The sequence below is a fragment of the Stenotrophomonas sp. PD6 genome (assembly GCF_049199305.1).
In the GTDB taxonomy this organism is placed as follows: Bacteria; Pseudomonadota; Gammaproteobacteria; order Xanthomonadales; family Xanthomonadaceae; genus Stenotrophomonas.
On sequence record NZ_JBLZQD010000002.1, the window covers coordinates 92,462 to 116,536 of the forward strand.

General features: G+C 68.5%; 15 protein-coding genes. 8 read left to right on the forward strand and 7 right to left on the reverse strand.

What is annotated here, in order from left to right:
• The first annotated feature begins 5 nt into the window (after positions 1-5).
• The gene (locus ACOZHM_RS03415) at positions 6-2,912 is read left to right on the forward strand and encodes an autotransporter outer membrane beta-barrel domain-containing protein (protein WP_421567555.1); all 2,907 of its coding nucleotides are present in this window, start codon (positions 6-8) and stop codon (positions 2,910-2,912) included.
• Positions 2,913-2,981: 69 nt separating this feature from the next.
• On the opposite strand, the gene ACOZHM_RS03420 is transcribed toward ACOZHM_RS03415, so the two are convergent.
• Positions 2,982-5,429, reverse strand: a complete 2,448-nt coding sequence (locus tag ACOZHM_RS03420) for a TonB-dependent receptor plug domain-containing protein (protein WP_421567556.1) — start codon at positions 5,427-5,429, stop codon at positions 2,982-2,984.
• A 248-nt stretch (positions 5,430-5,677) separates the two neighbouring features.
• Here ACOZHM_RS03420 and ACOZHM_RS03425 point away from each other — a divergent pair, with 248 nt between their 5' ends.
• From ACOZHM_RS03425 to ACOZHM_RS03440, 4 genes are all read left to right on the forward strand, one after another.
• On the forward strand, positions 5,678-6,166 hold the full coding sequence (locus ACOZHM_RS03425; protein ID WP_421567557.1) for a DUF3574 domain-containing protein: 489 nt from the start codon (positions 5,678-5,680) through the stop codon (positions 6,164-6,166).
• A gap of 32 nt (positions 6,167-6,198) precedes the next feature.
• Positions 6,199-7,071 carry an SH3 domain-containing protein gene (locus tag ACOZHM_RS03430; RefSeq protein ID WP_421567558.1) on the forward strand — a complete coding sequence of 291 codons (873 nt, stop codon included), beginning with the start codon at positions 6,199-6,201 and terminating at the stop codon, positions 7,069-7,071.
• A gap of 112 nt (positions 7,072-7,183) precedes the next feature.
• Positions 7,184-8,905 (forward strand): thiamine pyrophosphate-dependent enzyme, encoded by a 1,722-nt coding sequence (locus tag ACOZHM_RS03435; protein WP_421567559.1) that lies wholly within the window; start codon positions 7,184-7,186, stop codon positions 8,903-8,905.
• 82 nt (positions 8,906-8,987) lie between these two features.
• Positions 8,988-10,586, forward strand: coding sequence for a hypothetical protein (locus ACOZHM_RS03440; protein WP_421567560.1), 1,599 nt, complete (start codon positions 8,988-8,990; stop codon positions 10,584-10,586).
• Positions 10,587-10,589: 3 nt separating this feature from the next.
• On the opposite strand, the gene ACOZHM_RS03445 is transcribed toward ACOZHM_RS03440, so the two are convergent.
• The 5 genes from ACOZHM_RS03445 to ACOZHM_RS03465 form a co-directional block, all read right to left on the reverse strand.
• Positions 10,590-11,300, reverse strand: coding sequence for a glutathione S-transferase (locus ACOZHM_RS03445; RefSeq protein WP_421567561.1), 711 nt, complete (start codon positions 11,298-11,300; stop codon positions 10,590-10,592).
• Positions 11,301-11,392: 92 nt separating this feature from the next.
• Positions 11,393-12,535: a cytochrome-c peroxidase gene (locus tag ACOZHM_RS03450; protein WP_421567562.1), complete on the reverse strand. Its 1,143-nt coding sequence runs from the start codon at positions 12,533-12,535 to the stop codon at positions 11,393-11,395.
• Between the two features lie 10 nt (positions 12,536-12,545).
• Positions 12,546-15,311: a secretin and TonB N-terminal domain-containing protein gene (locus tag ACOZHM_RS03455; RefSeq protein ID WP_421567563.1), complete on the reverse strand. Its 2,766-nt coding sequence runs from the start codon at positions 15,309-15,311 to the stop codon at positions 12,546-12,548.
• A 58-nt stretch (positions 15,312-15,369) separates the two neighbouring features.
• Positions 15,370-16,332, reverse strand: coding sequence for a FecR domain-containing protein (locus ACOZHM_RS03460; protein ID WP_421567564.1), 963 nt, complete (start codon positions 16,330-16,332; stop codon positions 15,370-15,372).
• Positions 16,322-16,816: a sigma-70 family RNA polymerase sigma factor gene (locus tag ACOZHM_RS03465; RefSeq protein ID WP_421567565.1), complete on the reverse strand. Its 495-nt coding sequence runs from the start codon at positions 16,814-16,816 to the stop codon at positions 16,322-16,324. Before ACOZHM_RS03465 ends, ACOZHM_RS03460 begins: the two co-directional genes overlap by 11 nt.
• A 150-nt stretch (positions 16,817-16,966) precedes the next feature.
• On the opposite strand from ACOZHM_RS03465, the gene clpB reads away from it, so the two are divergent.
• The 3 genes from clpB to ACOZHM_RS03480 all read left to right on the forward strand — a co-directional run bounded on the left by clpB (position 16,967) and on the right by ACOZHM_RS03480 (position 22,006).
• Complete coding sequence (clpB, locus tag ACOZHM_RS03470; protein ID WP_421567566.1) at positions 16,967-19,552, forward strand: ATP-dependent chaperone ClpB; 2,586 nt, start codon at positions 16,967-16,969, stop codon at positions 19,550-19,552.
• A 119-nt stretch (positions 19,553-19,671) separates the two neighbouring features.
• Positions 19,672-20,973 carry an O-acetylhomoserine aminocarboxypropyltransferase/cysteine synthase family protein gene (locus ACOZHM_RS03475; protein WP_421567567.1) on the forward strand — a complete coding sequence of 434 codons (1,302 nt, stop codon included), beginning with the start codon at positions 19,672-19,674 and terminating at the stop codon, positions 20,971-20,973.
• A gap of 136 nt (positions 20,974-21,109) precedes the next feature.
• Positions 21,110-22,006 carry an AraC family transcriptional regulator gene (locus ACOZHM_RS03480; protein WP_421567568.1) on the forward strand — a complete coding sequence of 299 codons (897 nt, stop codon included), beginning with the start codon at positions 21,110-21,112 and terminating at the stop codon, positions 22,004-22,006.
• A gap of 19 nt (positions 22,007-22,025) precedes the next feature.
• Here ACOZHM_RS03480 and ACOZHM_RS03485 read toward each other — a convergent pair whose 3' ends face one another.
• Positions 22,026-23,999, reverse strand: coding sequence for a M28 family metallopeptidase (locus ACOZHM_RS03485; protein ID WP_421567569.1), 1,974 nt, complete (start codon positions 23,997-23,999; stop codon positions 22,026-22,028).
• Between the last annotated feature and the right edge of the window lie 76 nt (positions 24,000-24,075).

Genomic DNA, 24,075 nt, shown 5'->3' on the forward strand with positions numbered 1-24,075 from the left:
AGGCAATGCGACTGCGCTGCATATGCCGACGGCCTGAAGCCCGCAGGGGGCAAATGCAAGGTAACCCGGGGCCGCGGCGGCGGCAACCGGCACGACCACCTGCAGGGCAGGCCGTGCTTTTAGAAGCATTTCTATGTGGAAGCGCGGCGGCGAAGCCTATCGTCTGTCTCGAATTCCCACGACTGAGGACGCACATCATGTTGACCCACCCGCTTCCCCGCCGGTGCCTGGCGCTGGCCATCTCCAGCGTGCTGCTCTGCACGTCGGTCGCGGCCGTTGCCGCCCCGCCCGTCGAGCTGATTGACACCGCCATCGAAACCTATGCCTACGGTGAGAATGGCATCGCATCACTCGCCGGCGAGACGATCTCGGCGCGTCGGGTGGATGTCACCACGCATGGTGGAAATGCCGCTGCATTGCTCGCCAACGGCACCGGTAGTTCGATCACCCACGACGGCGGCGTGCTGCGCAGCGATGGCAGTCAGCGCTCCGCCACCGGAGCGCCGCTCCAGGCTACGGTGATGGCGCAGAACAACGCGCACATCGACCTGCGCAATGTCATGGTGGAGAACGCCTATCTCGGCGGGCCCGGTGGTTCCATTCCCGATCATCCGCAGGGCTATGCCGTCGTTGCCGAAGGGGGAAGCGTCCGCATACAGGACAGCTCGATCCGCGCACGGGACGGGGTCTGGGCGGTCGCGGGCGGCCAGGCGGTGCTCCATGACACTGCGGTGGAGGCGCTTGGCGGGAAGGCCGTGCTGGTCGATGAAGGCGCGACGCTTGTGATGAACGGTGGCAGCATCGTCGTCCAGCAATCGCTTGCCACTGTCGGTAAGTCCAATTCGTTTGCGACCGGCGTCTACGCGGTGGATCGGGGGCGCGCCAGCCTGACGGATACGTCGATCGAAGTTCACCACCAGGGGGGTGAAGGCGTGCGCGCGTTCCTTCCCGGGGCACACGTGGACCTGCTCCGCAGCAGCGTGCTGATGACCACGCAGGACGCCGTGGGCGTGCGCGCCTTCAGCGACGGGACGGTGGCGCTGCGCGACAGTCAAGTGCTGGCCACGGGGCAGGATGCACACGCGGCACTCATCGAATACGGCGCAGTGGTTTCGGCGGCCAATACCGTACTGGAGACCACGCACGGATCGGCGGTTCGCCTGGACGGCGGTCATATCGTGCTGACCGAGGGCAGCCAGGTTCGCGGCGGCAACGGTATCGCAGTGGAGCTGGATACGGATGATCTGTCCTCGGTGATGCTGGACCGCGGGTCGTCGTTGATGGGCGACATTCGCTTCGGCGAGCGTGCTTTCGACGCCGATGGCAATGACGTCCTCGATCCGACGATTGCGGTTTCAATCGGGCAGGACAGCCGCTGGCGAGGTGCGTCGGACATCGTCGGGACGCTGACCCTGACGCAGGGCGGCCACTGGGACATGACCGAGGCGTCGACGGTGGCGCAGCTTTCGGTGTCCAACAGCAGCATTTCCTTCAATCACGGCGACGGTGCGTTCAAGACCTTGACCGTGAACGGGGATTACGCGGGCGACAACGCGCTGCTGCAGATGAATACTGTACTGGGTGACGATGCCTCGTCCACCGATCGCCTGCATGTGCGCGGCAACACTTCCGGCCAGACCCTGATCGAAGTCACCAACGTGGGTGGCCAGGGCGCTGAAAGCCAGAACGGCATCGCGCTGGTGGTGGTGGATGGCCGTTCCGATGGGCAGTTCGCCCTTGCTGGACGTGCGGTTGGCGGGGCGCATGAGTATTTCCTGCACCACGGTTCCAGTGCCAGCCAGAACGACGGCAACTGGTACCTGCGCTCGTCGCTGGCGGTGGAACCGCCGGTGGATCCGGGCACCGATCCGGTCGATCCGATCGTGGACCCGATCATTGACCCGATCGTGGACCCGATCATCGACCCGATCATCGACCCGGTGGCACCTCCGATCTATCGTCCAGAAGTGGGCGCTTACCTTGGAAACCAGTCCGCGGCAACGGGTCTGTTTGCGCATGGGATGCATCAACGCATGGGCGGGCAGAACCTGTCGATGCGCCTGGAGTCGGACGGTCGCTTGGGCGCTGCCTGGGCCCGCGCGGGCAGTGCACAGAGCCGCGCCCGGCTGGCCAGCGGTCAGTTGGAGGTGCGCAATGAGTCGAACGTGCTGCAGGTCGGCACCGACCTGGTGCGGTGGGGCAGCAACAGCCGCGGCGTGGCCGGCGTGATGGCGGCCACCGGCAAGGCCAGCAGCCATAGCCGTTCAAGCATTACCGGGTACGGTGCCGATGGCGAGGTGAAGGGCCAGGCGCTGGGCGCGTACGCCAGTTGGTTCCAGCACCCGGCGGAAGCTGAAGGTGCGTATGTGGATGGCTGGGTGCAGGCGGCGCGGTTCAACAACCGGGTGCAGGGCGATGCGGTGGCAACGGAGCGTTACGACAGCCGCACCCTGTCCGGATCGGTGGAAGCCGGGTATGCGTTCAAGGTCCATGCGGGGGCCCGCAATGCGGTGTTTGTTGAGCCGCAGGTGCAGCTGACCTACACCGACCATGCCATGGACGGTGGACAGCACGTGGAGCGCAACGGGACGCAGGTGGTGTCGCGCCGCGCCGGTGGGTTGGAGACGCGGGTCGGTGTCCGGGCATTCGGTCACGCGACGACGGGTGAAGGCAACCGCATCCAGCCTTTCGTGGCAGCCAATTGGATTCACGCGCCCGCTGCTGGCAACGCCATGGCGTTCAACAACGAGGTGATCGCCGGTGGCCAGCCGCAGGATGCCTACGAGCTCAAGGGTGGCGTGCAGCTGCAGATGGGCCGGGGCTGGACGGGCTGGGGCGAGCTGGGCGCTGCCCAGGGCGCGGGCGGCTACCGCAATCGTGGTATCCAGCTGGGCATGAAGTACAGCTGGTAACAGGATCGCAGGGAAGCGAACCGTCAGCGGCAGGCATCCCCCGATGCCTGCCGCTGATTTTTTGTCCGGTCAGAACGTGTAGCGGACGCGACCGTAATAGTAGGCACCATTGCTGCCAATCGGCGACAGCACGTCATACGGCAGGTTGCCGTAGTAGTAGATGTCCTCGTTGGAGAGGTCCGAGTAATTGTCGGTCAGGTTCTGCCCGCCCAGCGCCACGCTCCACTGCGGCGTGATCTTGTATTCCACCTCGGCATCCAGCTGCCATTCGGCACCATAGGTCTGGCGCGGGACGAACCCGTCACCGAAGTTGAACACCCGGGTCACGCTGCCGTAGCGACTGAGGCGGCTGCTCAGCGTCCAGCGGTCGTTGGCCCAGCTGGCGGCCAGCTGTGCCCGCGTGCGCGGGGTGGCGTCGGTAAGCGTGTTGGTCTCTTCCACGCCGAACAGCACGTAGTCCGGGTCCAGTGCGAGCAGGCGTGCCGGCGTGGGCAGCACATTCTTCAGCGTGGTCTTGTTGTACGCATAGGTGCCGGTCAGCAGCAGCTGCCCATCCCCCAGCGACTGGCGCCAGTTGGTGACCAGTTCGGCACCGCGGGTGCGGGTGTCGGCGGCGTTGACGAAGAAGCTGGCGCTCTGCAGCCCGCTCACGCCGAACTGCTCCAGCACGCTGTTGGTGAGCGCGTCGCCGGTGATGCTTTCCGACAGCGCGATGCGGTCGTCGATATCGATCTGGTAGAAGTCCAGCGACAGGTCGAAGTGCTCGCCGATACGGCTGGTGAAGCCCAGGCTGGTGTTGAGCGACTTCTCCGGCTTGAGGTCGCTTGCGCCCAGTGCGCGCGCGATGGGATTGTTCACCGACAGCACGCGGCCCTGCACCAGCTGGCCGGCGGCGTTGTAGCCGGTGGAGGTGGATTCGTAGCCGATCTGCGCCAGCGACGGGGCGCGGAAGTTGTTCGAGATCGCACCGCGCAGCGCGAACGCCGGGGTGAACTCGTAGCGCAGGCCGAGCTTGCCGGTCAGTTCGCCGCCGTAGTCGTCGCTGTGCTCGTAACGGGCCGCGACGTCGCTGGAGAAGTGCTCGCCGAACTGGCTGGACAGGCTGGCATAGGCACTGGCCACGTCGCGGCTCAGCGAGGTGGCGTCCTGCGGGGTCAGCCCGCCACCGGCCTGCGAACCGGTCGGGCGGTCGGTGTACGGGCCGGCTGCGTAGCTGCTCGGATCGCCCGGACGGGTCTGGAAGTGGTCGCGGCGCGCTTCCAGGCCGAGGCCCAGGCTGTGGCTGTTGTTGCCCTGGGTGAACACGCGGCCCAGGTCGAAGTTGCCCACGGTCAGTTCATTGCGGTAGTCGCCGGTCTTGAACCGGGTCGGGCTGCCCGGGCCCAGCGAGGCATTGAGCGAGTTGCGCAGGCGGTAGGTGAAGTCATTGAAGCCGTAGTCCAGGCTGGCGTCGTAGTTCCATTCGCCCCACTGGCCCTTCGCACCGGCCACGGCCTGCACGTCGCGGTTCTCGCCTTCGGAGATCGGGCGGTAGCCGTTGGGATAGATCTCGGTCCAGTTGGCGTCGCTGTCGGGGTAGCGGAAGTAGTTGGCGCCTTCGCTGTCGCGCTGGTTGAAGGTGCTGAAGAAGTAGAACTTCGAGGTCTCACCGAATGGCAGCTCGGTGTTGATCCAGGCGTTGAGGTCCTTGGTGCTGCCATCGCCCAGCACATAGTTGCGCTTGCCCTGCAGCGCCAGGTTGGCATCGCTCTGGTCCCACGGCGGAATCTGGTCGAAGCCGGCGCGGTTGGTGCCTTCGCGGTTCTTGAGCTCCAGGCCGACGCGCAGGAAGCCGCCGTCCTCGCCCAGCGCGGTGCCGACCTTGGCGCTGACAAAGCTGGTCTGGCCGTCGGTGATGGTGCGGTCGATCGGCTCCAGGTCGGTGTGGTGCGCGCCGAAGCTGGCCTCGATGGCGCCGCCTTCCGGCGCGTCGTCGAGGATCACGTTGATCACCCCGGCCACCGCGTCCGAGCCATACAGCGCACCGGCACCGTCACGCAGTACTTCGATGCGCTTGATCGCGCTGACCGGGATGGAATTGAAGTCGACCGGGGTGGTGCCCTTGCCGATCTTGCTGTCGGCGTTGACCAGCGCGCTGGTGTGACGGCGTTTGCCGTTCACCAGCACCAGCACCTGGTCCGGCGAAAGGCCGCGCAGCTGGGCGGCGCGGACGTGGTCGGCACCGCCGGAGTTGGACTGGCGCGGGAAGTTGAACGACGGCAGCAGCGCCTGCAGCGCGCTGCCCAGTTCGCCGTTGACCACGCCGGCGCGGCGGATGTCCTCGGCCGTCAGCACGTCCACCGGGGAGGTGGACTCCAGCACCGTGCGGTCGACCGCACGGGTGCCGGTGACGATCACGGTGTCCAGCGTGGTGGCCGAAGCGGGCGCGTCCTGCGCATGGAGGTCCTGGGCCAGCAGGGGAGAGGAGAGGACCAGGGCAATGGCGAGGCCAAGACGCGACGCGGACGGACGGGACATGCGGGCTCCAGCAGTACGACGAGGGGGAGGGGGGAGGGGTGGAGGATATGTATGTACCAATCCATCCGGATGAAGCGATATATTATCTTGGCGTGATGGCCCCTTGTGATGCAAGTCCCAATACGGGCCGGCATCAGCTCATAGCCGTTCGGCATCTATGCTGGCGGCCGAAGTCCCTCACGCTTATGCGGCGTAGCGACACGCCACGCGTGTCCCACGTAGCCCCAAACCCCCGGAGATACCGCAACATGAAGTCCACCCCCCTGCTGCTAGCCGTTCTCTTGGCCGTCAGCGGCTGCGCAACCACCGCCCCGATCGCCCATCAGACCCAGCCCACCACCACCACCACCACCGCCAGCCTGCAGGGCGATGCCGCCCGCCCGGACGCCGCCGCCGGCTGGGTGCGCAGCGAGCTGTACTTCGGCGTGGGCGAGGAAAGCGGCGCGTCCGCGCGCGAGCAGACCGACGCGATCAGCGAGGCGCAGTGGCGCGCGTTCCTCGACAAGGAGGTCACCCCGCGCTTCCCTGACGGCCTGACCGTGTTCGATGCCTACGGCCAGTGGCTGTTCCGCGGCGCGGCCCAGCCCAATCGCCTGCGCACCAAGGTGCTGGTGGTGCTGCACGAGAACACGCCGCAGCGGCGCGCGGACATCGAGGCGATCCGCCTGGCGTGGAAGCAGGCCACCAAGCACCAGTCGGTGCTGTGGGCACAGCAGGCGGTTGAAGTATCGTTCTGAGCACGACGGGCCGCAGCGGCGCCGCAGGAGTGATGATGGACATCAAGGAAGGCCTTTCCCGGGCGCGCCTGGGCATGGCGTTGCTGGCCCTGGCAGCGGCGCCGGCCTGGGCCGGAGCGCGCGATACGGTCCGCTTCGGTCCCGCCAATGGCGTGCAGGTGCAGGCCGATCTGGCCGAAGACGGTCTGATCGATGCACAGATATTGCCCGCCGGCACGCGCCAGCGGCTGCCCGCGGCCCCGGATGCGGACGGCCAATCGCAGCTGTCTGCCGAGGACATCGATTTCGATGGCTACCCCGAACTGGTGGCGCGGGCCCCGGTCGGCCAGGTCAACGAAGCGGTGGCGGTGTATCGCTACGATGCGCGGCAGGCGCGATTGACCGCGCTGGTGCCCGCCACCCACGGGCAGGAACAATGCGGCGGGTTGATGGGCCTGACCGTGGATGCGGCCACGCGCACCCTGGCCAGCAGCTGCCGCAGCGGACCGATGTGGTACGTGGACGTATACCGCTACAACGGCCCGACGCTGTACCTCTATCGCGCCGAGCGGATGAGCATGCTCGGCGATGCGCTCGACGCGGTGGTGGCGGTGGCGCGACCCGACGACAGCGGCCCACTGGCGGTATGGAGCACGTTTGACGCCGCCGGCAAGGTGCTGGAAACGGCCATCGCCGATGGCCTGGAAGCGCCACGCAGCGGTGTTCCGCTGCAACCGGTGAGCGGACGCGTGGTGCCCGCGCGGCTGGCGTTGTACGCCCGGCCGGGCGACGCCGCCACGCGGCGCTATCTGGTGGCCGGTGACACGGTGGCGCTGCTCGATGAACGCGAGGGCTGGGTGCAGGTGCGCTACGCCAACCCGACGCGCGGTGCCATCGTGGGTTGGGTGAACGGCATCGCACCCTGAACCGCGCCGGGGCATGACAGCGCGCGTGGCCCCGCGATCACGCGGATTCGCACGCCAATGTCACTGACGCGGGTCTAGGCTCGGGCTTCCCCTTGAACGTGGAAGTCCCGTCATGAGCAAGCGCGTTGCCGAAATCGTCGTCGAAACCCTGCAGGCTGCCGGTGTGCGCCACTGTTATGGGATCGTCGGCGACACCCTCAACCATGTCACCGATGCCATCCATCGTAGTGAGATCGACTGGGTGCACGTGCGCCATGAAGAGGTGGCCGCGTTCGCCGCCGGCGCCGATTCGCTGATCAGCGGCCAGTTGACGGCCTGTGCCGGCTCCTGCGGGCCGGGCGGGCTGCACTTCATCAACGGCATCTTCGAGAGCAACCGCAACCGCGCGCCGCTGGTGCTGATCGCCAGCCAGGTGATCACGCCCGAGCTGGGCATGGAGTTCCCGCAGGAAGTGGATTTCAAGGCGGTGTACGCCAGTTGCAGTGTGTTCTGCGAGCAGGTGTACAGCCCGCAGCAGGCGCGCCGGGTGGTGGCGCTGGCGTGCCAGGCGGCGATCAGCCGGCGCGGCGTGGCGGTGGTGATCCTGCCGGCCGACATCAGCGAGGCCGAAGTGAAGGACGACCGGCCGTTCTCGGTGCATTACGCGCAGCCGGTGCTGCGGCCGAACGACGAGGAACTGCAGCGCATCGCGGCATTGATCGGCGAAGGCAAGCGCATCGGCATCTACGCCGGTGCCGGCTGCGAGCATGCGCATGATGCGCTGGTGGCGCTGGGCGCGCGGTTGAAGGCGCCGATCGCGCATACCTCGCGGGCCAAGGATTTCGTGGAGTACGACAACCCGTACAACATGGGCATGACCGGCATCTTCGGCATCGAGTCGGGCTACCACACGCTGATGGCCTGCGACACGCTGCTGCTGCTCGGCGCCGATTTCGCATGGGGCCAGTACTACCCGGACAAGGCCACGCTGATCCAGGTGGATCGCGATGGCAGCCATCTGGGTCGCCGCCACCCGGTGAACCTGGGGGTGGTCGGTGATATCGGGCCGACGCTGGAGGCGCTGCTGCCCCTGCTGCCCGAACGCGAGGACCGCAGCTTCCTGGACGAGTGCATCGGCCACCGCGAGAAGGCGCTGGCGACCCGTGCGAAGGAGGAAGAGCCGGGCGAGGGCACGCTGATCCACCCGCAGCACCTCACCGCGCTGATCGACCGCCACGCCAGCGACGATGCGCTGTTCACCGCCGACGGTGGCTCGCCGATGGTGTGGATCCTGCGCCATATCCGCGCCAACGGCCGCCGCCGCACGCTGACCAGCCTGCTGCATGGCACGATGGCCAACGCGATGCCGCAGGCGCTGGGCCTGCAGAAGGCGTACCCCGGGCGCCAGGTGATCTCGCTGTCGGGCGACGGCGGCATCGCCATGCTGCTGGGCGACCTGCTCACCGCCGTGCAGGAAAACCTGCCGATCAAGGTGGTGGTCTACAACAACAGCTCGCTGAACTTCGTGGAGCTGGAGCAGAAGGTCGAAGGCCTGCTGGACAACTACACCGACTTGAAGAACCCCGATTTCGGCCGGTTGGCCGAGGTGATCGGGTTCTACGGCCGCACCGTGACCCGCAGCGAGGACCTGGAGCAGGCCGTGCAGGACGTGCTGGCCCATCCCGGCCCGGCGCTGCTGGACGTGCACACCAGCCCGACCGAGCTGGTGATGCCGCCGCAGGTGGAAGCCAAGCAGGTGGCCGGCACCGCACTGTATGCGGCCAAGGCGCTGCTGCACGGGCGGGTGGGGGATGTGCGGGACCTGTTGGCGAACAATTTCCTCAACAAACCGTAGTTCCGCTGTTCCATCCATGCCTCTGTGCGCGGGGGCGGGGAGGGCCTACCATCGGGTACCCCCCACCCCGTGCCCCCCTCGCATGCCTGCATCCGCTCCCGTCTCCGGACGTCCCCGCTGGTTCGTCGCCGGCGACTTCAACGGCTTCTTCGGCCTGGTGGTCGACAATCTGTCGATCCTCGGCTTCATCGCGATGGCGCTGGTCGGCATCTTCCAGTTCCCGCCGGACGTAGTGTTCGGCCGCATGTTCCCCGGCACCGCCTTCGGCGTGCTGGTCGGCAACGTGCTCTACACGTGGATGGCACGGCGCCTGGCCATCCGCACCGGCCGCGACGATGTCACCGCGATGCCGCTCGGGCTGGACGCGCCCACCAGCATCGGCATGGCCCTGCTGGTGCTGGGCCCGGCCTTCCTCGCGTTCAAGGCGCAGGGACTGGCGCCGCACGACGCGGCCATCGCCACCTGGCAGCTGGGCATGGCCTCGCTGGTGATCATGGGCGTGCTCAAGGTGGTGCTGTCGTTCTTCGGCGAGGCGGTCACCCGCGCGCTGCCGCGTGCGTCGCTGCTGGGTTCGATCGCCGGCATCGCCATCGTGCTGATGGGCTTCCTGCCGCTGCTGGAAACGCTGCGTTCGCCGGTGGTGGGCTTCGTGACCCTGGGCCTGCTGCTGTACGTGCTGGTGGCCAAGCGCAAGCTGCCGATCCGCGCGCCGGGCGTGCTGGTGGCGTTCGTGTTCGGCACGGTGCTGTATTACGGGCTCGGCCTGGCCGGCCTGGGCGCACCCGGTTTCAAGGTGCCCGAATGGGTGCCGCCGCAGATCGTGCTGCCGTGGCCGACGCTGGGCTTCATCGAGGGCCTGCCCACCGCGATCACCTATCTGCCGCTGCTGCTGCCGTTCGGCCTGCTGATGGTGGTGGGCGGCATCAACGTGTCGGAGAGCGCGCGTGCGGCCGGCGACGACTACCGCACCCGCGACATCCTGCTGGTGGAAGCGGTGGCCACGCTGGTGGCCGGGCTATGCGGTGGCGTGGCGCAGACCACGCCGTACATCGGCCAGCCGGCGTACAAGCACATGGGCGCGCGCAGCGGCTATACGCTGCTGACCGGCCTGTTCGTCGGCATCGGCGGCATGCTGGGCGTGATCTCCGGGTTGGTGCAGTGGCTGCCGCTGGCGGTGCTGGCGCCGATCATCGTGTATGTGGCCATCGACATCACCACCCAGGCCTTCCAGGCCACCCCGCGTGAGCATGCCGGCGCGATGGTGCTGGGCTTCCTGCCGTCGGTGGCCTACCTGCTGGCGATCAAGGCGCCGGGCTGGATCCCGCCGGAGCAGCTGCTGGCGATGACCACCACGCTGGACGGCCATGGCCTGCCCGAACTGGCGGTGATCTTCACCCTGGGCAATGGCTTCATCATCACCTCGATGCTGTGGATCGCGGCGGTGGTGGCGATGATCGATGGGCGCCTGCTGCGTGCCTCGGGCATCCTGCTGGTGGCGGCGGCGCTGACCCTGTTCGGCCTGATCCACTCGGTGGACCCGCGCGGTGGCATCTACCTGCCGTGGCAACTGGCCGGCCTGCCGAAGCAGATCATGTGGCAGTTCGCCGGGGCATACGTGGCGCTGGCGGTGTTGTTGGGGTTGTTGTCCCTGCAGAAGAGCAATCACGACCAACGGTCGTGATCGTTATTCGTCCCCATCCAACTCGGGGTAATGCCGGAAGATGCCGTTTGTGTTGAACGCCAGCCGGCGTTCGGAGGCCAGGTAGGCGGCGACGTTCGGTCGCCGCTCCACCCGGTCCTTCAGGGCATACAGCAGCGGCAGGGTCGGCCGCAGTGCCTGCATGCGCTGCGGGAACATGTAGTCCAGCCCGCTGACCAGCTGGAACAGCGACAGGTCCACGTACGAATGCTCGCGCAGCGGGTGCAGGCCGCCATTGGCCTCCAGTACGCGCTCGAACCAGCCGAGGAACTTCGGCAGCCGCTCGCCGCGCATGGACGCGGCGCGCGCTTTCGCCTCGCGCCTCTGGTCCTCGTAGTACTGCGAGGCCGCGATGGGGTGGTGGGTGTCGTGGATCTCGGCGACCAGGTCGGCGATGGTCAACTGCAGCTGCAGCGCCTGCACCCGGCGCGAGGCCGCCTCGGGCACCAGGCCCAGCTCTGGACCCAGATGGTCGAGGATCGCCCCCACCTGCGCGATCACCTGCCGGCCGCTGACCAGGAATGGCGGCGCGAACGGACACAACCCGTCCTGTTTTCCGTCGAGGAACGGCTGCATCACCTCGTCGCCGTGGACGCGCGCCATGTCGGTATAGGCGGCGCCCGCATCCTCCAGCGCAAGACGGATGAACTCGCCACGGCCCTGGATGCCGGTCCAGTAATAAAGCTCGTAGTGCATGCGCGGATTCCGCTCGTGGGAACGCCAGCTTCGGCGTGGCAGCCGAAAGCGGACGTGAGCATGATGTCGATGGCGCATGCAGCGCCCACGGCCTACAGCGTCTGCAGGAAGGCCTGGATCGCGCGCCGTTCCTCCGCGCTCAACGCCAGCGGCTGCAGCAGCGGGTCGGACAGCGGGAACGGGTCGGCGGATGCGGTGCCACCGCGCGGGCGTGGCTGGCCGCCGCCCACGCTGTAGAACAGCAGCACCGCGTCCAGGCTGCGCATGCTGCCGTTGTGCATGTACGGCGCGGTGCGTGCCACACCGCGCAACGACGGCGTGCGGAAGCGGCCGCTGTCGGCCGGATCGCCCGTGACCTCGTAACGGCCCAGGTCCTGGCGCGCGCGACCGTGCAGGTGCAGGCCAAGGTTGTGGAAGCCGTTGTCGGTCAGCGCCGGGCCATTGTGGCAGTTCATGCAGCGCGCCTTGGTGCGGAACAGGTGCAGGCCGCGCAGCTGCTCGTCGTCGAGCAGGTCGCGGCGGCCGGCCAGGAAACGGTCGAAGCGCCCGGGCGGCGGCGCCAGGCTGCGTTCGAACGCGGCGATGGCCTGGGCGAGCTGACGCGGGCTGATCGGCGTGTCGCCGAACACCGCCTCGAACGGCTGCCGGTAGCCCGCGTCGGCGCGCAGCCGCGCGGCGGCTTCGTCGGCACTGAAGGCCATTTCCTTCGGGTCGGCGATGGGCAACAGGGCCTGGTCTTCCAGCGTGGCGGCGCGCCCATCCCAGAACAGCGGCTGCGCGTAGCCGCTCATCACCACGCTCGGTGCGTTGCGACGCCCGGGCTGGCGGTCATGGCCGAACGACACGCGGCGCCCGTCGGCGAAGGCCAGGTCGCGCTCGTGGCAGCTGGCGCAGGCGATCTGGCCGGAGCGCGACAACTGCGGGTCCTCGAACAGGCGCCGGCCCAGCGCGACCTTCGCCGCTGAGCCGGGATTGCCTTCGGGGTGCAGGACCGGCGGCAGCGGCGCCATTTCCCCGGCCACCACGCCGGCGTCGAGCTGCGCCGCCGGCCACTGCGCGATGGGCCGCGCATAGGCCTGGCGCAGGCACGCGGACGCGGGCGGTTCGGGGCCGAGCAGCTGGCGCGCGCACGCCGCCGGCACCCGAGGCGCGCCGTCCGGCGTCAGCGCGCTGCCGCCCAGCCCCACTGCGCACGCCAGGGCGAACAGCACGCCGATCGCGCGCGGGCAGCTCACGGCCGCGGCCTCAGAACGCGTAGCCCAGTTCCAGCCAGAAGCTGCGCCCCGGTTCGTAGTAGGTGTTGCCGGCCGTGGTGCCGCTGGTCTGGTTGCTGCGGTTGAGCACGTTCATCACTTCCACGCGCGCATACGCCTCCTGCGCGCGCGGCAGTGGCAGCCGGTATTCCACGTTGCTGTCCCAGGTCCAGGTGCGCGGGTAGGTGCGGCGGGTGAGGGTGGGCACGGACAGGCCGTCGATGATCTCGGAGGCACCCGTGACCGTGCCTTCGAAACCGGCCTGGACGCGGAAGAAGTTGTTCCAGGTCAGCCCGGCGACCGGCACGGCGGTGCGGGTGCTGAGGCGCACGCTCCACGGACGCAGGTAGTCGGTCGCTGGCAGCTGGTAGCGGTACATCAGCTCGCCCTCGTAGCGGACAAGCTGCGTGAGGTCCACCGTGTCCTCGTAATCGTTGTAGTTGCGTGCCACGTCGGTGTAGTCCGCCGAGAGCTGCCAGCTGTTCTGCATGCCCCACGCCTCCAGCGCACGCACCGAACCCAGCGACAGCGTCCAGGTCTGTGCATTGCTGCGTCCGTCGTTGGTGTATTCGTAGGTGTTGCGGTTGTACAGGGTGGTGTCGAGCGGGTCGCCGACCTTGCGCCGCAGGACGTCGCGGCGGGTGCTGCGGTCCACGTATTTGGCATGGACCTGCAGATGCTCGAACTGCTGGTCGATGCCCAGCGTCCACTCGTCGGTGTAGGGCGAATCCAGGTCGCGCAGGCGGTTGGTCGCCACGTTCCAGGTGCCCGTCACGTCTTCCCAGGCGGTGCTGGACCGCGTACGGGTCCTGGACTCGCGCAGGCGCTCGCGCCCTTCGCGCAGCAGGTAGCTGAAGAAGCTGCGGCCGTAGTAGCGGTTGACGCCGGCGTTGAGCAGGGTGCGTTCGTCGCCGAGCACGTCCCAGCTCAATGCCAGGCGTGGCGAAAGATCGGTCTGGCCGAACAGGTCGTTGCGGTCCAGGCGCAGGCCCGGCCGCAGCGTCCAGCGGCCGAGCGCGATGGTGTCCTGCGCCCAGGCCTCGTACTCGGTGCCGCTGACCTCGAACGCACCGGCGTGGTAGATGAAGAGCTGGCTCAGGTACTGGCCGGTGCCGCTGCCGGAAAGCAGCGGCGACAGCGAGCAGCTGACCGTATCGATGCTGCCATCGGCCAGGGTGCAGCTGCGCGTGGCCACGCCGCCCTGGTAGATGTACTGGTCGTTGGGGCGTTCGTAACTGGCATCGCGACGCTGCACGCCGACGCCGAACTGCACGGTGTGGGTGCTGTTGCCGAGCGCGAAGGCGTCGCGGTCGATGCCCAGCCGGTAGCCGATGCGGCGATCGTGCTGGTCCACGCTGCCCCAGTTGCCGATGCTGCTGGTGGAGCCGATGCCCCAGTTGAATTCCTCGGAGGGACGCCAGTTCTTCATGGTGTCGCCCTCGCTGCGGCGCGACGATTCCAGGTCGCTGTAGTTGAGGCTGTTGCGGAAGGTCCAGGCGCCCTGCTGCCAGGTTGCGCCGAGCTTGGCCGTGGGGCCCCCGGAACGGATGTCGAACCAGGAGTCTTTGGTGTTCATGATGAAGTAGCGGTCATCGTTGGGTGCGTAGGACACGCTGGCGGTGAGGTCGAGGCCTTCGCCGCTGCTCCAGTCCAGGGCGACGGTCGCAGCGGTGTTCTCGCGCAGCTGGGTACGGCGGTTGACGTCGTCGCCGGTGGTGGACTGGCCATTGGCATACGCGCGCAACGGAATTTCCGAACGGGTGTGGCTGAGCGTCCCGATCACGCCGATGCCGCCACGGGTGCGGCCTTCCAGCCGGGCGCCGAGGCGCAGCTTGTCGTACGCGGGTTGATAGGCGAACGTCGCGGACTCTTCGTACGATTCGGCCTGCGTGGGGTTGGTGATGACCTGGTCCCACGCCGAGCGCGCCATGCGCATCCACACTTTGCCATGCAGGGCGTCGCCGGCCTTGCGGCTCTGCGCGTCGATCACGCCGCCGGTGAAGCCGCCATAGGCCGCCGGCACGTTGGCGTCGTACACGGTCAGGGATTCGAGCAGGTCCACGTCCACCGCAATGCCCTGCGCGGCGCTGGGTACATCGACGGCGCTGTTGACGTTGGCAATGGTCTGCGCGGTGTAGGTGGGGTCGATGTCGTTGTTGATGCTGGCGCCATCGAGCAGGAACAGGTTCTGGTAGAACGGCGCACCGTTGATCGAGACATCGGCCGGGCGGATCTCGCCCATGGTGCGCGAGCTGCGCGCGCTGTCGCTGAACTGCACGGCCGGGTTGCCGCGCAGGGCGGTGGCGATGTCGCCGTTGCCTTTCACCTGCGCCTGCAGTGCATCCTGGTCCAGGCGCTGGCCCTGGCCGAACGGCAGCTGGGCGGGCAGGAACGTGCTGCCGGCGTCGGCGCCCACGCGCAGCGCCGGCATGCGGCCGGCCGCGGCGCGTTCGAGCGTGTAGCTGCCGTCGGCGCGGCGCGTGGCGCGCAGGCCGGTGCCGGCCAGCAGCTGCGCGAAGCCCGCTTCAAGGGATTGGTCCGGTGCGAGCGCGGGTGCCGTGAGGCCGGCGGTCAGGCTTGGGTCGAAGGCCAGCGCCACGCCCTGTTGGCTGGCGAAACTGGCCAGCGCACGGCCGAGCGGCACGCTGGCCGGCGCTACCGCGTCGGCGGCCTGGGCCTGGGCATGGGCAAACAAGGGGGTGGCAAGCAGGGCCAGCGACAGCGCACTGGCAGCGAACAGGGGGGGCAAACGGGTCATGGCAGGTCGATGTGGAATGCAGGGTTCCCTCGTCTGCCCCGCGAGATCGAAAAAAGTGTCACCGCGCCGCCACGGTCGTCCACAGCCCCCCGCCGGCACGCTGCACGCGCACGGGGTAGGTGGCTTCGAGCATCGCCAGGCTCTGGGCGGTGTCGTCCAGTGGGAAGGCGCCGGAGACGGGCAGGGCGGCGACCTGTGGATCGCAGCGCAGTGCCACGCGCCGGTAGCGCGCGAGCTCCGCCACCAGCTCGCGCAGTGGCATTGCATCGGCGACGAGCATGCCGCTGGCCCAGGCGGCGCGGGTGTCGTCGAGCCGTTCGCTGCGTTGCGCGCCATGGGCATCGAAGGCGGCTTGCCGGCCGGCCTCCAGCAGCCAGGGGGCACCGCTGCCGGGTGAGATCTGCAGGCGCCCCTCCATCAGGCTGACGTGGGTCAGCTCGGCATCGCGTCGCACATCGAAGCGCGTGCCGAGCGCGCGGATGCGTCCCTGCCGGGTGAATACCTGCAGCGGCCGGGCGGGCGAGTGCGGATCGGGCGCGCTCTCCACCCGGATGCGGCCGCGCTCCAGCCGCAGCCCGCGCTGCTGGTCATCGAAATGCACCACCACGCGGGTATCGGTATCGAGCAGCAGCTGGCTGCCATCGGGCAGCCCGACGCGGCGGCGCTCGCCCACGGCAGTGCGTTCGATCGGGCCGGTCGGCGCCGGCGACAGCACCTGCCAGCCGAGCCAACCGGCCGGCATCACCGCCAGCCACAGTCCAAGGCGCTTGAGCGCCGCGCGCCGCGCCGGGTCCACGCCGCGCCCCAGCACCGGCAGTGCGAGCGTCGCCGGCACCTGCTGCAGCAGCGCCTGCAGGTGCTGCGCGCGCTGCCAGGCCCGCGCGTGGTTGGGGTGCTGCGCGCACCACTGCGCGCAGGCCTGCTGCGTAACGGGATCATCCGGTGCCTCGCCCAGGCGCAACAGCCAGTCCGCCGCCGCGGCGAGCACGGCGCGCGGAATCGGCGCCGGCTCAGCCCGCATGGGCCAGGCAGCCGACCAGCGCCCGCTTCATGTGCCGCTTCACGGTGCTCAGCGAGAGCCCGAGGCGTTCGGCGATGGCCTCGTAGCGCAGCCCATCGAACTGGGCCAGCAGGAACACCTGGCGCGCGGCAATGGGCAACCCGTCAAGCATTGCGTCGATCTGCTGCAATGCTTCGCACACCAGCGCCTGGTCTTCCAGCGAGGGCACCACGGCCTCGGGCAGGTTCGCCAGCTGCGCCAGATAGGCGCGCTCCAGCGATTGCCGGCGGAACCAGTTCGCCGCCAGCCCACGGGCCACGGTGGTCAGGAACGCGCGCGGTTCGCGCAGCGCGTCCAGCTCGCGGCCCTGCAGGAGCCGCGCGAAGGTGTCCTGGGTCAGGTCGGCGGCCGTCTCGCGGCAGCCCACGCGGCCGCCCAGCCAGCCCTGCAGCCAGCTCCGGTGGTCCCGGTACAGGGCGCCCACGGTGTCGCGATGTGCGTGCATCGACCCATCAATGGAAATGAGAAGTATTCGCAAGTATGCCGCTACAGGGACTGTATTGCCAGCCCGGTTTGTCTTGAATCACTGCGCGACAACCGCATATCAAGTACATCTGCCAGCCACGCTGGCCATGAACCCAATGAGGAATCTCCCATGCGAATGGACAAGCTCACCTCGCGTTTCCAGCAGGCGCTGGCAGACGCACAGTCGCTGGCCGTGGGTCGCGACCACAACATCATCGAACCGGTGCACGTCTTCACCGCGTTGTTGGAACAGCAGGGCGGCAGCACGCGGCCGCTGCTGGCCCAGGCCGGCGTGAACGTGCCGGTGCTGCGCGAGCGCCTCAACGAGGCGATGGAAGCGCTGCCGAAGGTATCCGGGCAGGAAGGCAACCTGTCGATCGGCAATGACCTCAACCGCCTGCTCAACAACACCGACAAGCTGGCCCAGCAGCATGGCGATGCCTTCATCGCCAGCGAGTGGTTCGTGCTGGCCGCGGTCGACGACGGCGGCACGCTGGGCATGGCGCTGCGCGCCGCCGGTGCCGACAAGACCCGCATCACCGCGGCCATCGAAAAGATCCGCGGCGGGGAAAGCGTGCAGTCGGAAAATGCGGAAGAACAGCGCCAGGCGCTGGAGAAATACACCATCGACCTCACCGCGCGTGCCGAGAGCGGCAAGCTGGACCCGGTGATCGGCCGCGACGAGGAAATCCGCCGCACCATCCAGGTGCTGCAGCGCCGTACCAAGAACAACCCGGTGCTGATCGGCGAGCCGGGCGTGGGCAAGACCGCGATCGTGGAAGGCCTGGCCCAGCGCATCATCAACGACGAGGTGCCCGAAGGCCTGCGCGGCAAGCGCGTGCTGTCGCTGGACATGGGCGCGCTGATCGCCGGCGCCAAGTTCCGCGGTGAATTCGAAGAACGGCTCAAGGCCGTGCTCAACGACCTGGCCAAGAGCGAGGGGCAGATCATCCTGTTCATCGACGAGTTGCACACCATGGTGGGCGCGGGCAAGGCCGATGGCGCGATGGATGCCGGCAACATGCTCAAGCCCGCGCTGGCGCGTGGCGAGCTGCACTGCGTGGGCGCGACCACGCTGGACGAGTACCGCAAGTACATCGAGAAGGATGCCGCACTGGAGCGCCGCTTCCAGAAGGTGTTCGTGGGCGAGCCCAGCGTGGAAGACACCATCGCGATCCTGCGCGGCCTGAAGGAAAAGTATGCGGTGCACCATGGCGTGGAGATCACCGACCCGGCCATCGTGGCCGCGGCCACGCTGTCGCACCGCTATATCGCCGACCGCCAGCTGCCCGACAAGGCCATCGACCTGATGGACGAGGCGGCCTCGCGCATCCGCATGGAGATCGATTCCAAGCCGGAGGAGCTGGACCGCCTGGAGCGTCGCCTGATCCAGCTCAAGATCCAGCGCGAGATGCTGAAGAAGGAGAAGGACGAGGCCTCCCGCCAGCGTCTGGCTGATCTGGAAGCCGACATCGATACGCTGGAGCGCGAATTCTCCGACCTGGACGAAATCTGGAAGTCGGAGAAGGCCGCGCTGCAGGGCACCACCAAGATCAAGGAGCAGATCGAACAGGCCAAGCTGGAGCTGGAGGCCGCGCAGCGGCGCCAGGACTTCGGCCGTATGAGCGAGCTGCAGTACGGGCAGCTGCCCCAGCTGGAGAAGCAGCTGCACGCCGCGCAGGAAGCGGAGAACACCGAGTTCAAGCTGGTGCAGGACCGGGTCACGGCCGAAGAAATCGCCGAAGTGGTGTCGCGCTGGACCGGCATTCCGGTCAACCGCATGCTGGAAGGCGAGCGCGACAAGCTGCTGCGGATGGAAGACGAGCTGCACCACCGGGTGGTGGGCCAGGAAGAGGCAATCAAGGTCGTTTCCGATGCCGTGCGCCGCTCGCGCGCCGGGCTGTCCGATCCCGACCGCCCCAGTGGCTCGTTCCTGTTCCTCGGCCCCACCGGCGTGGGCAAGACCGAGCTGTGCAAGGCGCTGGCCGAATTCCTGTTCGACAGCAGCGACGCGATGATCCGCATCGACATGAGCGAGTTCATGGAGAAGCACAGCGTGGCGCGGCTGATCGGTGCACCGCCGGGGTATGTCGGTTATGAAGAAGGCGGCTACCTGACGGAGGCCGTGCGCCGGCGCCCGTATTCGCTGATCCTGCTCGACGAGGTGGAGAAGGCGCATACCGATGTGTTCAACATCCTGCTGCAGGTGCTCGACGACGGTCGCCTCACCGACGGCCAGGGCCGCACGGTGGACTTCCGCAACACCGTCATCGTGATGACCTCCAACCTGGGCTCGCACCAGATCCAGGACATGTCCAGCGACGACAGCCCGGAGGCCTACACGCAGATGAAGGCGGCCGTGATGGGCGTGGTGCAGGCGCATTTCCGCCCGGAGTTCATCAACCGGCTGGACGACATCGTGGTGTTCCACCCGCTGGACAAGGCGCAGATCAAGCAGATCGCACGCATCCAGATGCAGGGGTTGGAGAAGCGCCTGGCCGAGCGTGGCCTGCGCATCGAGGTCAGCGACGCCGCGTTCCAGCTGCTGGGCAACGTGGGCTTCGATCCGATCTACGGCGCCCGCCCGCTCAAGCGTGCGATCCAGGCGCAGCTGGAGAACCCGCTGGCGCAGAAGATCCTGTCCGGCGAGTTCGTGTCGGGCGATGTGATCCGGGTCGACGAGGGCGAGGGCCGGCTGCTGTTCGCCAAGGGCTGACCCGGCCGCGGCAACGGCTGATAACCGTTCGTGCTCAGGCCATGCTGCATCACCATCACCCCCCGCTCCGGCGGGGGTTTTTTGTCGGGTATTGTCCGCGTTCAACCGGAGAAGGCACGATGTCAGAGCACGGCGATCCCTCATCCCATTGGCGCGCGGAAACCATTGCCGTGCATGGCGGCTACCGGCCCGACCCCACCACGCGCGCGGTGGCGGTGCCGATCTACCAGACCGTGGCCTACGCTTTCGACGACACCCAGCACGGCGCGGACCTGTTCGACCTGAAGGTGCCAGGCAACATCTACACCCGCATCATGAACCCCACCACCGACGTGCTGGAGCAGCGGATCGCCGCGCTGGAAGGCGGCATCGGCGCGTTGGCGCTGGCGTCGGGCCAGGCCGCGATCACCTACGCGATCCAGACCATCGCCGAGGCCGGCGACAACATCGTCTCTTCCAACGCGCTGTACGGCGGCACCTACAACCTGTTCGCGCATACGCTGCCGCAGTTCGGCATCCAGACCCGCTTTGCCGACTACAACGACCCCGAGGCCTTCGGTGCGTTGATCGACGAGCGCACCAAGGCGGTGTTCGTCGAATCCATCGGCAACCCGCGCGGCAATGTCACCGACATCGAGGCGGTGGCGAAGATCGCGCACGCGCATGGTGTGCCGGTGATCGTGGACAACACGGTGGCCACGCCCTACCTGCAGCGCTCGTTCGACTTCGGCGCGGACATCGTGGTGCATTCGCTGACCAAGTACCTGGGCGGCCACGGCACCAGCCTGGGCGGGGTGATCGTCGACTCGGGGCGCTTCCCGTGGGCCGAGCACGCGCAGCGCTTCCGCCGCCTGAACGAGCCGGACGTGAGCTACCACGGCGTGGTCTACACCGAAGCGCTGGGCCCGGCGGCCTACATCGGCCGCGCGCGGGTGGTGCCATTGCGCAACACCGGCGCGGCGATCTCGCCGTTCAACGCCTTCCTGATCCTGCAGGGCATCGAGACCCTCGCGCTGCGCATGGATCGCATCAACGCGAACGCGCTGGCCGTGGCGACGTTCCTGCGCGACCACGCCAAGGTGGAGTGGGTGAACTACGCCGCGCTGCCGGACCATCCCGAGCACGCGCTGGTGCAGAAATACCTGCGTGGGCACGGCTCCGGCGTGCTGACCTTCGGCCTGCCGGGTGGGCGCGCGGCGGGCGCGCGGTTCCTGGATGCGCTGCAGCTGTTCACCCGCCTGGTGAACCTCGGTGACGCGAAATCCCTGGCCACGCATCCGGCGTCCACCACGCACCGCCAGCTGGACCCGGCCGAGCTGGAGAAGGCCGGCGTCAGCGAAGACACCGTGCGCCTGTCGATCGGCATCGAACACATCGACGACCTGCTGGCAGACCTGCAGCAGGCGTTGGCAACCGCGTAGAGGTGGGGCCCACCCCTGGCCGGTGCGGGCCGGCCGGGGGTGGGGTTGTATGTTCGGACCAGGACTGCGCAAGATCGGCCACGCGCCATGGCAGGCGCCGAAGCATGCTGAGCGCCACCCCGACCTGGAGCCCGCCATGAGCCGCATTGCCCAGCTACGCCAACGCCACGGCATCGACCGTGTGATCGCCCACCTGCAGGACTGCCTGCGCACGGGCGCGCCACTGCCCGACCTGGATGCGCTGGCGGCGGTTGCCCACCAGTCGCCCTTCCATTTTCACCGGCTGTACCGCGCATTGACCGGCGAAACCCCCGGCCGGACCGTGGCACGGCTGCGCCTGTTGCGCGCACTGCAACTGCTGGCGCAGGCGGACAGCCGGGTCACTGAGGTCGCGCTGGAGGTGGGCTTCGAAAGCCCGCAGGCGCTGGCGCGGGCGTGCCGCCAGGCAATGGCCGCCACGCCGACGGAACTGCGTGACGACGCGACGTTGCGCATGCACTGGCAGCAGCGGTTGTCGCTGCCCGCCGGGGATGACCGCGATGACAGCGTGCCGCTGCAGGTGAAGGTGACCGCGCTGGAACCGTTCGACGTGGTGGTGCTGCGCACCCGCGGCGCCTTCGACGATCTCGACCAGGCATTCGGTGAGGTCTACGCATGGGCGGCCGCCGAGGGCATGGCCGAGCAGCTGCAGGCACTGATCGGCATCGCGCTCAATGATCATCGCGACGTAGCCGCCGACGCGTGCGAGTTCGACTGCGGCATGGGCTTCGGCCGCGCGCTGGACGCGGTGCCGGCGCCGCTGCGCCCGCTGCGCCTGGGCGGCGGTGACTACGCAGTGCTGCGCCATGTGGGCAGCTTCGCGGGGCTGGAAGCCGCCACCGACGCGTTGCTGCGCCAGTGGCTGGGCGAGAGCGGCTGCACGCTGCGCGACGCGCCGCTGTACTACCACTACCTGGACGATCCGGAAGAAGTGCCCGAGGCCATCCTGCGCGCCGATATCTGCGTGCCGGTGCACGCCGCGCCCATGCCGTAGTGAACGGCTACCTGTGCCGCTATGACCGCGGCAGCGCCGGGTCCGGGTCGTTCAGCCAGGCGTGCACTGTGTGGCGTACGACGTTGAGCGTGTCCATCGCGGCGCGGGTCTGGATCTGGTCCAGCTGGTCGAACCCGTTGTGGACCGACGCGCGATAGGTGGAATCGCCGAGGCGGCGATAGCGCCGGCTGATCGCCTCGTGCTCGGCAAGACGATCACGCATCGCCGCATGCTCGGCATGGGGGAGGCGACCGTTGAGGTAGTCGTCCATGCGGCCCCAGTCCACGGCCGCATGGCGGCGCAGAAGTTCGGCATAGGTGGCCTGCAGGTCCGCCTCGGCCGCCAGCTCGGACGCGGTCATCCGGGTCAGGCCCAGTGCGGGGATGCCCTCGCGCTGGAAGGGCAGGTGGTCGGAGATCTGCGTCCAGGCGCGGCGCGGGTGCTGCGCCACGCCCAGATCCGTGGCCGCCTGCTCCAGCAGCCGGCGAAGGTGCGCTTCATGCGCGTCGACCACGCCGGGTTGGCGCTGATCGGTCCGCTGCGTGTCCATGCTGAAGAGATGGCGCTGGTCGGAACCGCTGATCGCCAGCGCGTCACCCCGCCCGAGCATGTCCAGGTTGAGCACCGCGTCCGGACAGTGGCGCCGGGCGAGGCAGCGCTGCACGTGCGCCTTGGCGCCCATCATGCCGCGCTCGCCCTGATCGGTGACCAGCAACTGCACCCGTGTGCCTCGCGGTAGTTCCAGGTCCTGCAGTTCACGGGTCAGCGCCAGCAGCGTGGCCACCCCCGTGCCGTTGTCCAGTACGCCGCTGGAATGAGTGTCGGTACCGGTCATGTCGCCGTGCGCGACCACCATCAGCGTATGCGCCGGCGCGCCGGGGCCGGCGAAGCCCAGCAGCAGGTTGCGGCCCCAGGCCGTACGCGGCACGCCGCGCAGGTCGTGCGCCGTGATGTTGAAATCCAGCCGCTCGACCGGGTGCCCGGTGGCGTTGAACAGCGCCTCGATGGTGGCGCGGCGGCGCTGGTTGGCGAGCAGTTCGCGCATGCCCCGCGGCTGATCGGTCTGGGCGTCCTGCGTCGCGTCGGCGATCTCCTGCAGGTCCAGCAGATAGGCTGCCTGCGGCGCGTCGTACACGCTTTCCAGCAGGCTGACGGCCGCGTCCAGCCAGGACTGCGGTGGAGGCGGAACCAGCGCCTGCGCCGCAGGTGGCCAGCCCGCAGCGGCGGGTCCCGCCGTGGAAACGACGGCAGGTTCCAGCACGTTCTCGATGGCCGCCTGCACTGGCCGGGGCAGGGACAGCAGCCGTGCCCGGATCTGCGCGGTACAGGCGGGTCCGGTACCGCACTCGCGCAGGATCTGCAGTAGGGCCTGCCTGTCGTGCGGCGGCAGGTGGTGCAACACCTGGTCGGCACGTTCTGTCATCGACGGGTCCGGTGCCGCCGCGGCACCGTCAGATTGCAGCAGCAGCTCGACCGCCGTGTCTACCGCTGCGCCCGCCACGGTCGCGGTCGCGGCCACCGAGCTCGCCAGGATGGCCTGCGGGCAGTGACGCGGGCGGGCCACGCAGGCGGTGAGCAGCGCGTTGCCGATCGACGACAGCCGCGCCGCGGTGGGTTCGATGCCCGTCGCAGGGTCGGGCAGGGTCGGCCGCACCGGGATCAGGCGCTCGAGCATGTCGCCGGCGGGATCCACGGCGTACGCCGGGGCCGGGGGCAGGGCGGCTACTGCGCCCGGCAGCAGCGCCACTGCAGCGCCGGGCGGCCCGCCAGCCCGCGCACGGCCTGGCAACGGCAGCGGGCTGCGGCCAGGCCCAACCACGGACAGCATCAGGGCCGCAGTGACCAGCGGGTGGGCATTGCCGATGCGGATGGCCTGGGCGAGGGGACGCAGCTGCGGCCGGTGGGCCTCGGCGGCCGCAGGCAGGCGTTCGCCCAGGCGGTTGGTGAAGCGACCCTGCACCCGGCGGGTATGGCTGATGTTGTCGATGGGCATCGGGCACCGCGCTGCTGGGGACAGCCTGCAGGGTGCAGCGATACGACAACGGCTCCCATAGGAGCCGTTGCAATTT

What these genes read in the sequence shown, in the direction of transcription:
- ACOZHM_RS03415 (WP_421567555.1), top strand. Translation starts at nt 6, where the DNA reads ATGCGACTGCGCTGCATATGCCGACGGCCTGAAGCCCGCAGGGGGCAA.
- ACOZHM_RS03425 (WP_421567557.1), top strand. Translation starts at nt 5,678, where the DNA reads ATGAAGTCCACCCCCCTGCTGCTAGCCGTTCTCTTGGCCGTCAGCGGC.
- ACOZHM_RS03420 (WP_421567556.1), bottom strand. Translation starts at nt 5,429, where the DNA reads ATGTCCCGTCCGTCCGCGTCGCGTCTTGGCCTCGCCATTGCCCTGGTC.
- ACOZHM_RS03465 (WP_421567565.1), bottom strand. Translation starts at nt 16,816, where the DNA reads ATGCACGCACATCGCGACACCGTGGGCGCCCTGTACCGGGACCACCGG.
- ACOZHM_RS03445 (WP_421567561.1), bottom strand. Translation starts at nt 11,300, where the DNA reads ATGCACTACGAGCTTTATTACTGGACCGGCATCCAGGGCCGTGGCGAG.
- ACOZHM_RS03460 (WP_421567564.1), bottom strand. Translation starts at nt 16,332, where the DNA reads ATGCGGGCTGAGCCGGCGCCGATTCCGCGCGCCGTGCTCGCCGCGGCG.
- ACOZHM_RS03455 (WP_421567563.1), bottom strand. Translation starts at nt 15,311, where the DNA reads ATGACCCGTTTGCCCCCCCTGTTCGCTGCCAGTGCGCTGTCGCTGGCC.
- ACOZHM_RS03480 (WP_421567568.1), top strand. Translation starts at nt 21,110, where the DNA reads ATGAGCCGCATTGCCCAGCTACGCCAACGCCACGGCATCGACCGTGTG.
- clpB (WP_421567566.1), top strand. Translation starts at nt 16,967, where the DNA reads ATGCGAATGGACAAGCTCACCTCGCGTTTCCAGCAGGCGCTGGCAGAC.
- ACOZHM_RS03430 (WP_421567558.1), top strand. Translation starts at nt 6,199, where the DNA reads ATGATGGACATCAAGGAAGGCCTTTCCCGGGCGCGCCTGGGCATGGCG.
- ACOZHM_RS03440 (WP_421567560.1), top strand. Translation starts at nt 8,988, where the DNA reads ATGCCTGCATCCGCTCCCGTCTCCGGACGTCCCCGCTGGTTCGTCGCC.
- ACOZHM_RS03475 (WP_421567567.1), top strand. Translation starts at nt 19,672, where the DNA reads ATGTCAGAGCACGGCGATCCCTCATCCCATTGGCGCGCGGAAACCATT.
- ACOZHM_RS03485 (WP_421567569.1), bottom strand. Translation starts at nt 23,999, where the DNA reads ATGCCCATCGACAACATCAGCCATACCCGCCGGGTGCAGGGTCGCTTC.
- ACOZHM_RS03435 (WP_421567559.1), top strand. Translation starts at nt 7,184, where the DNA reads ATGAGCAAGCGCGTTGCCGAAATCGTCGTCGAAACCCTGCAGGCTGCC.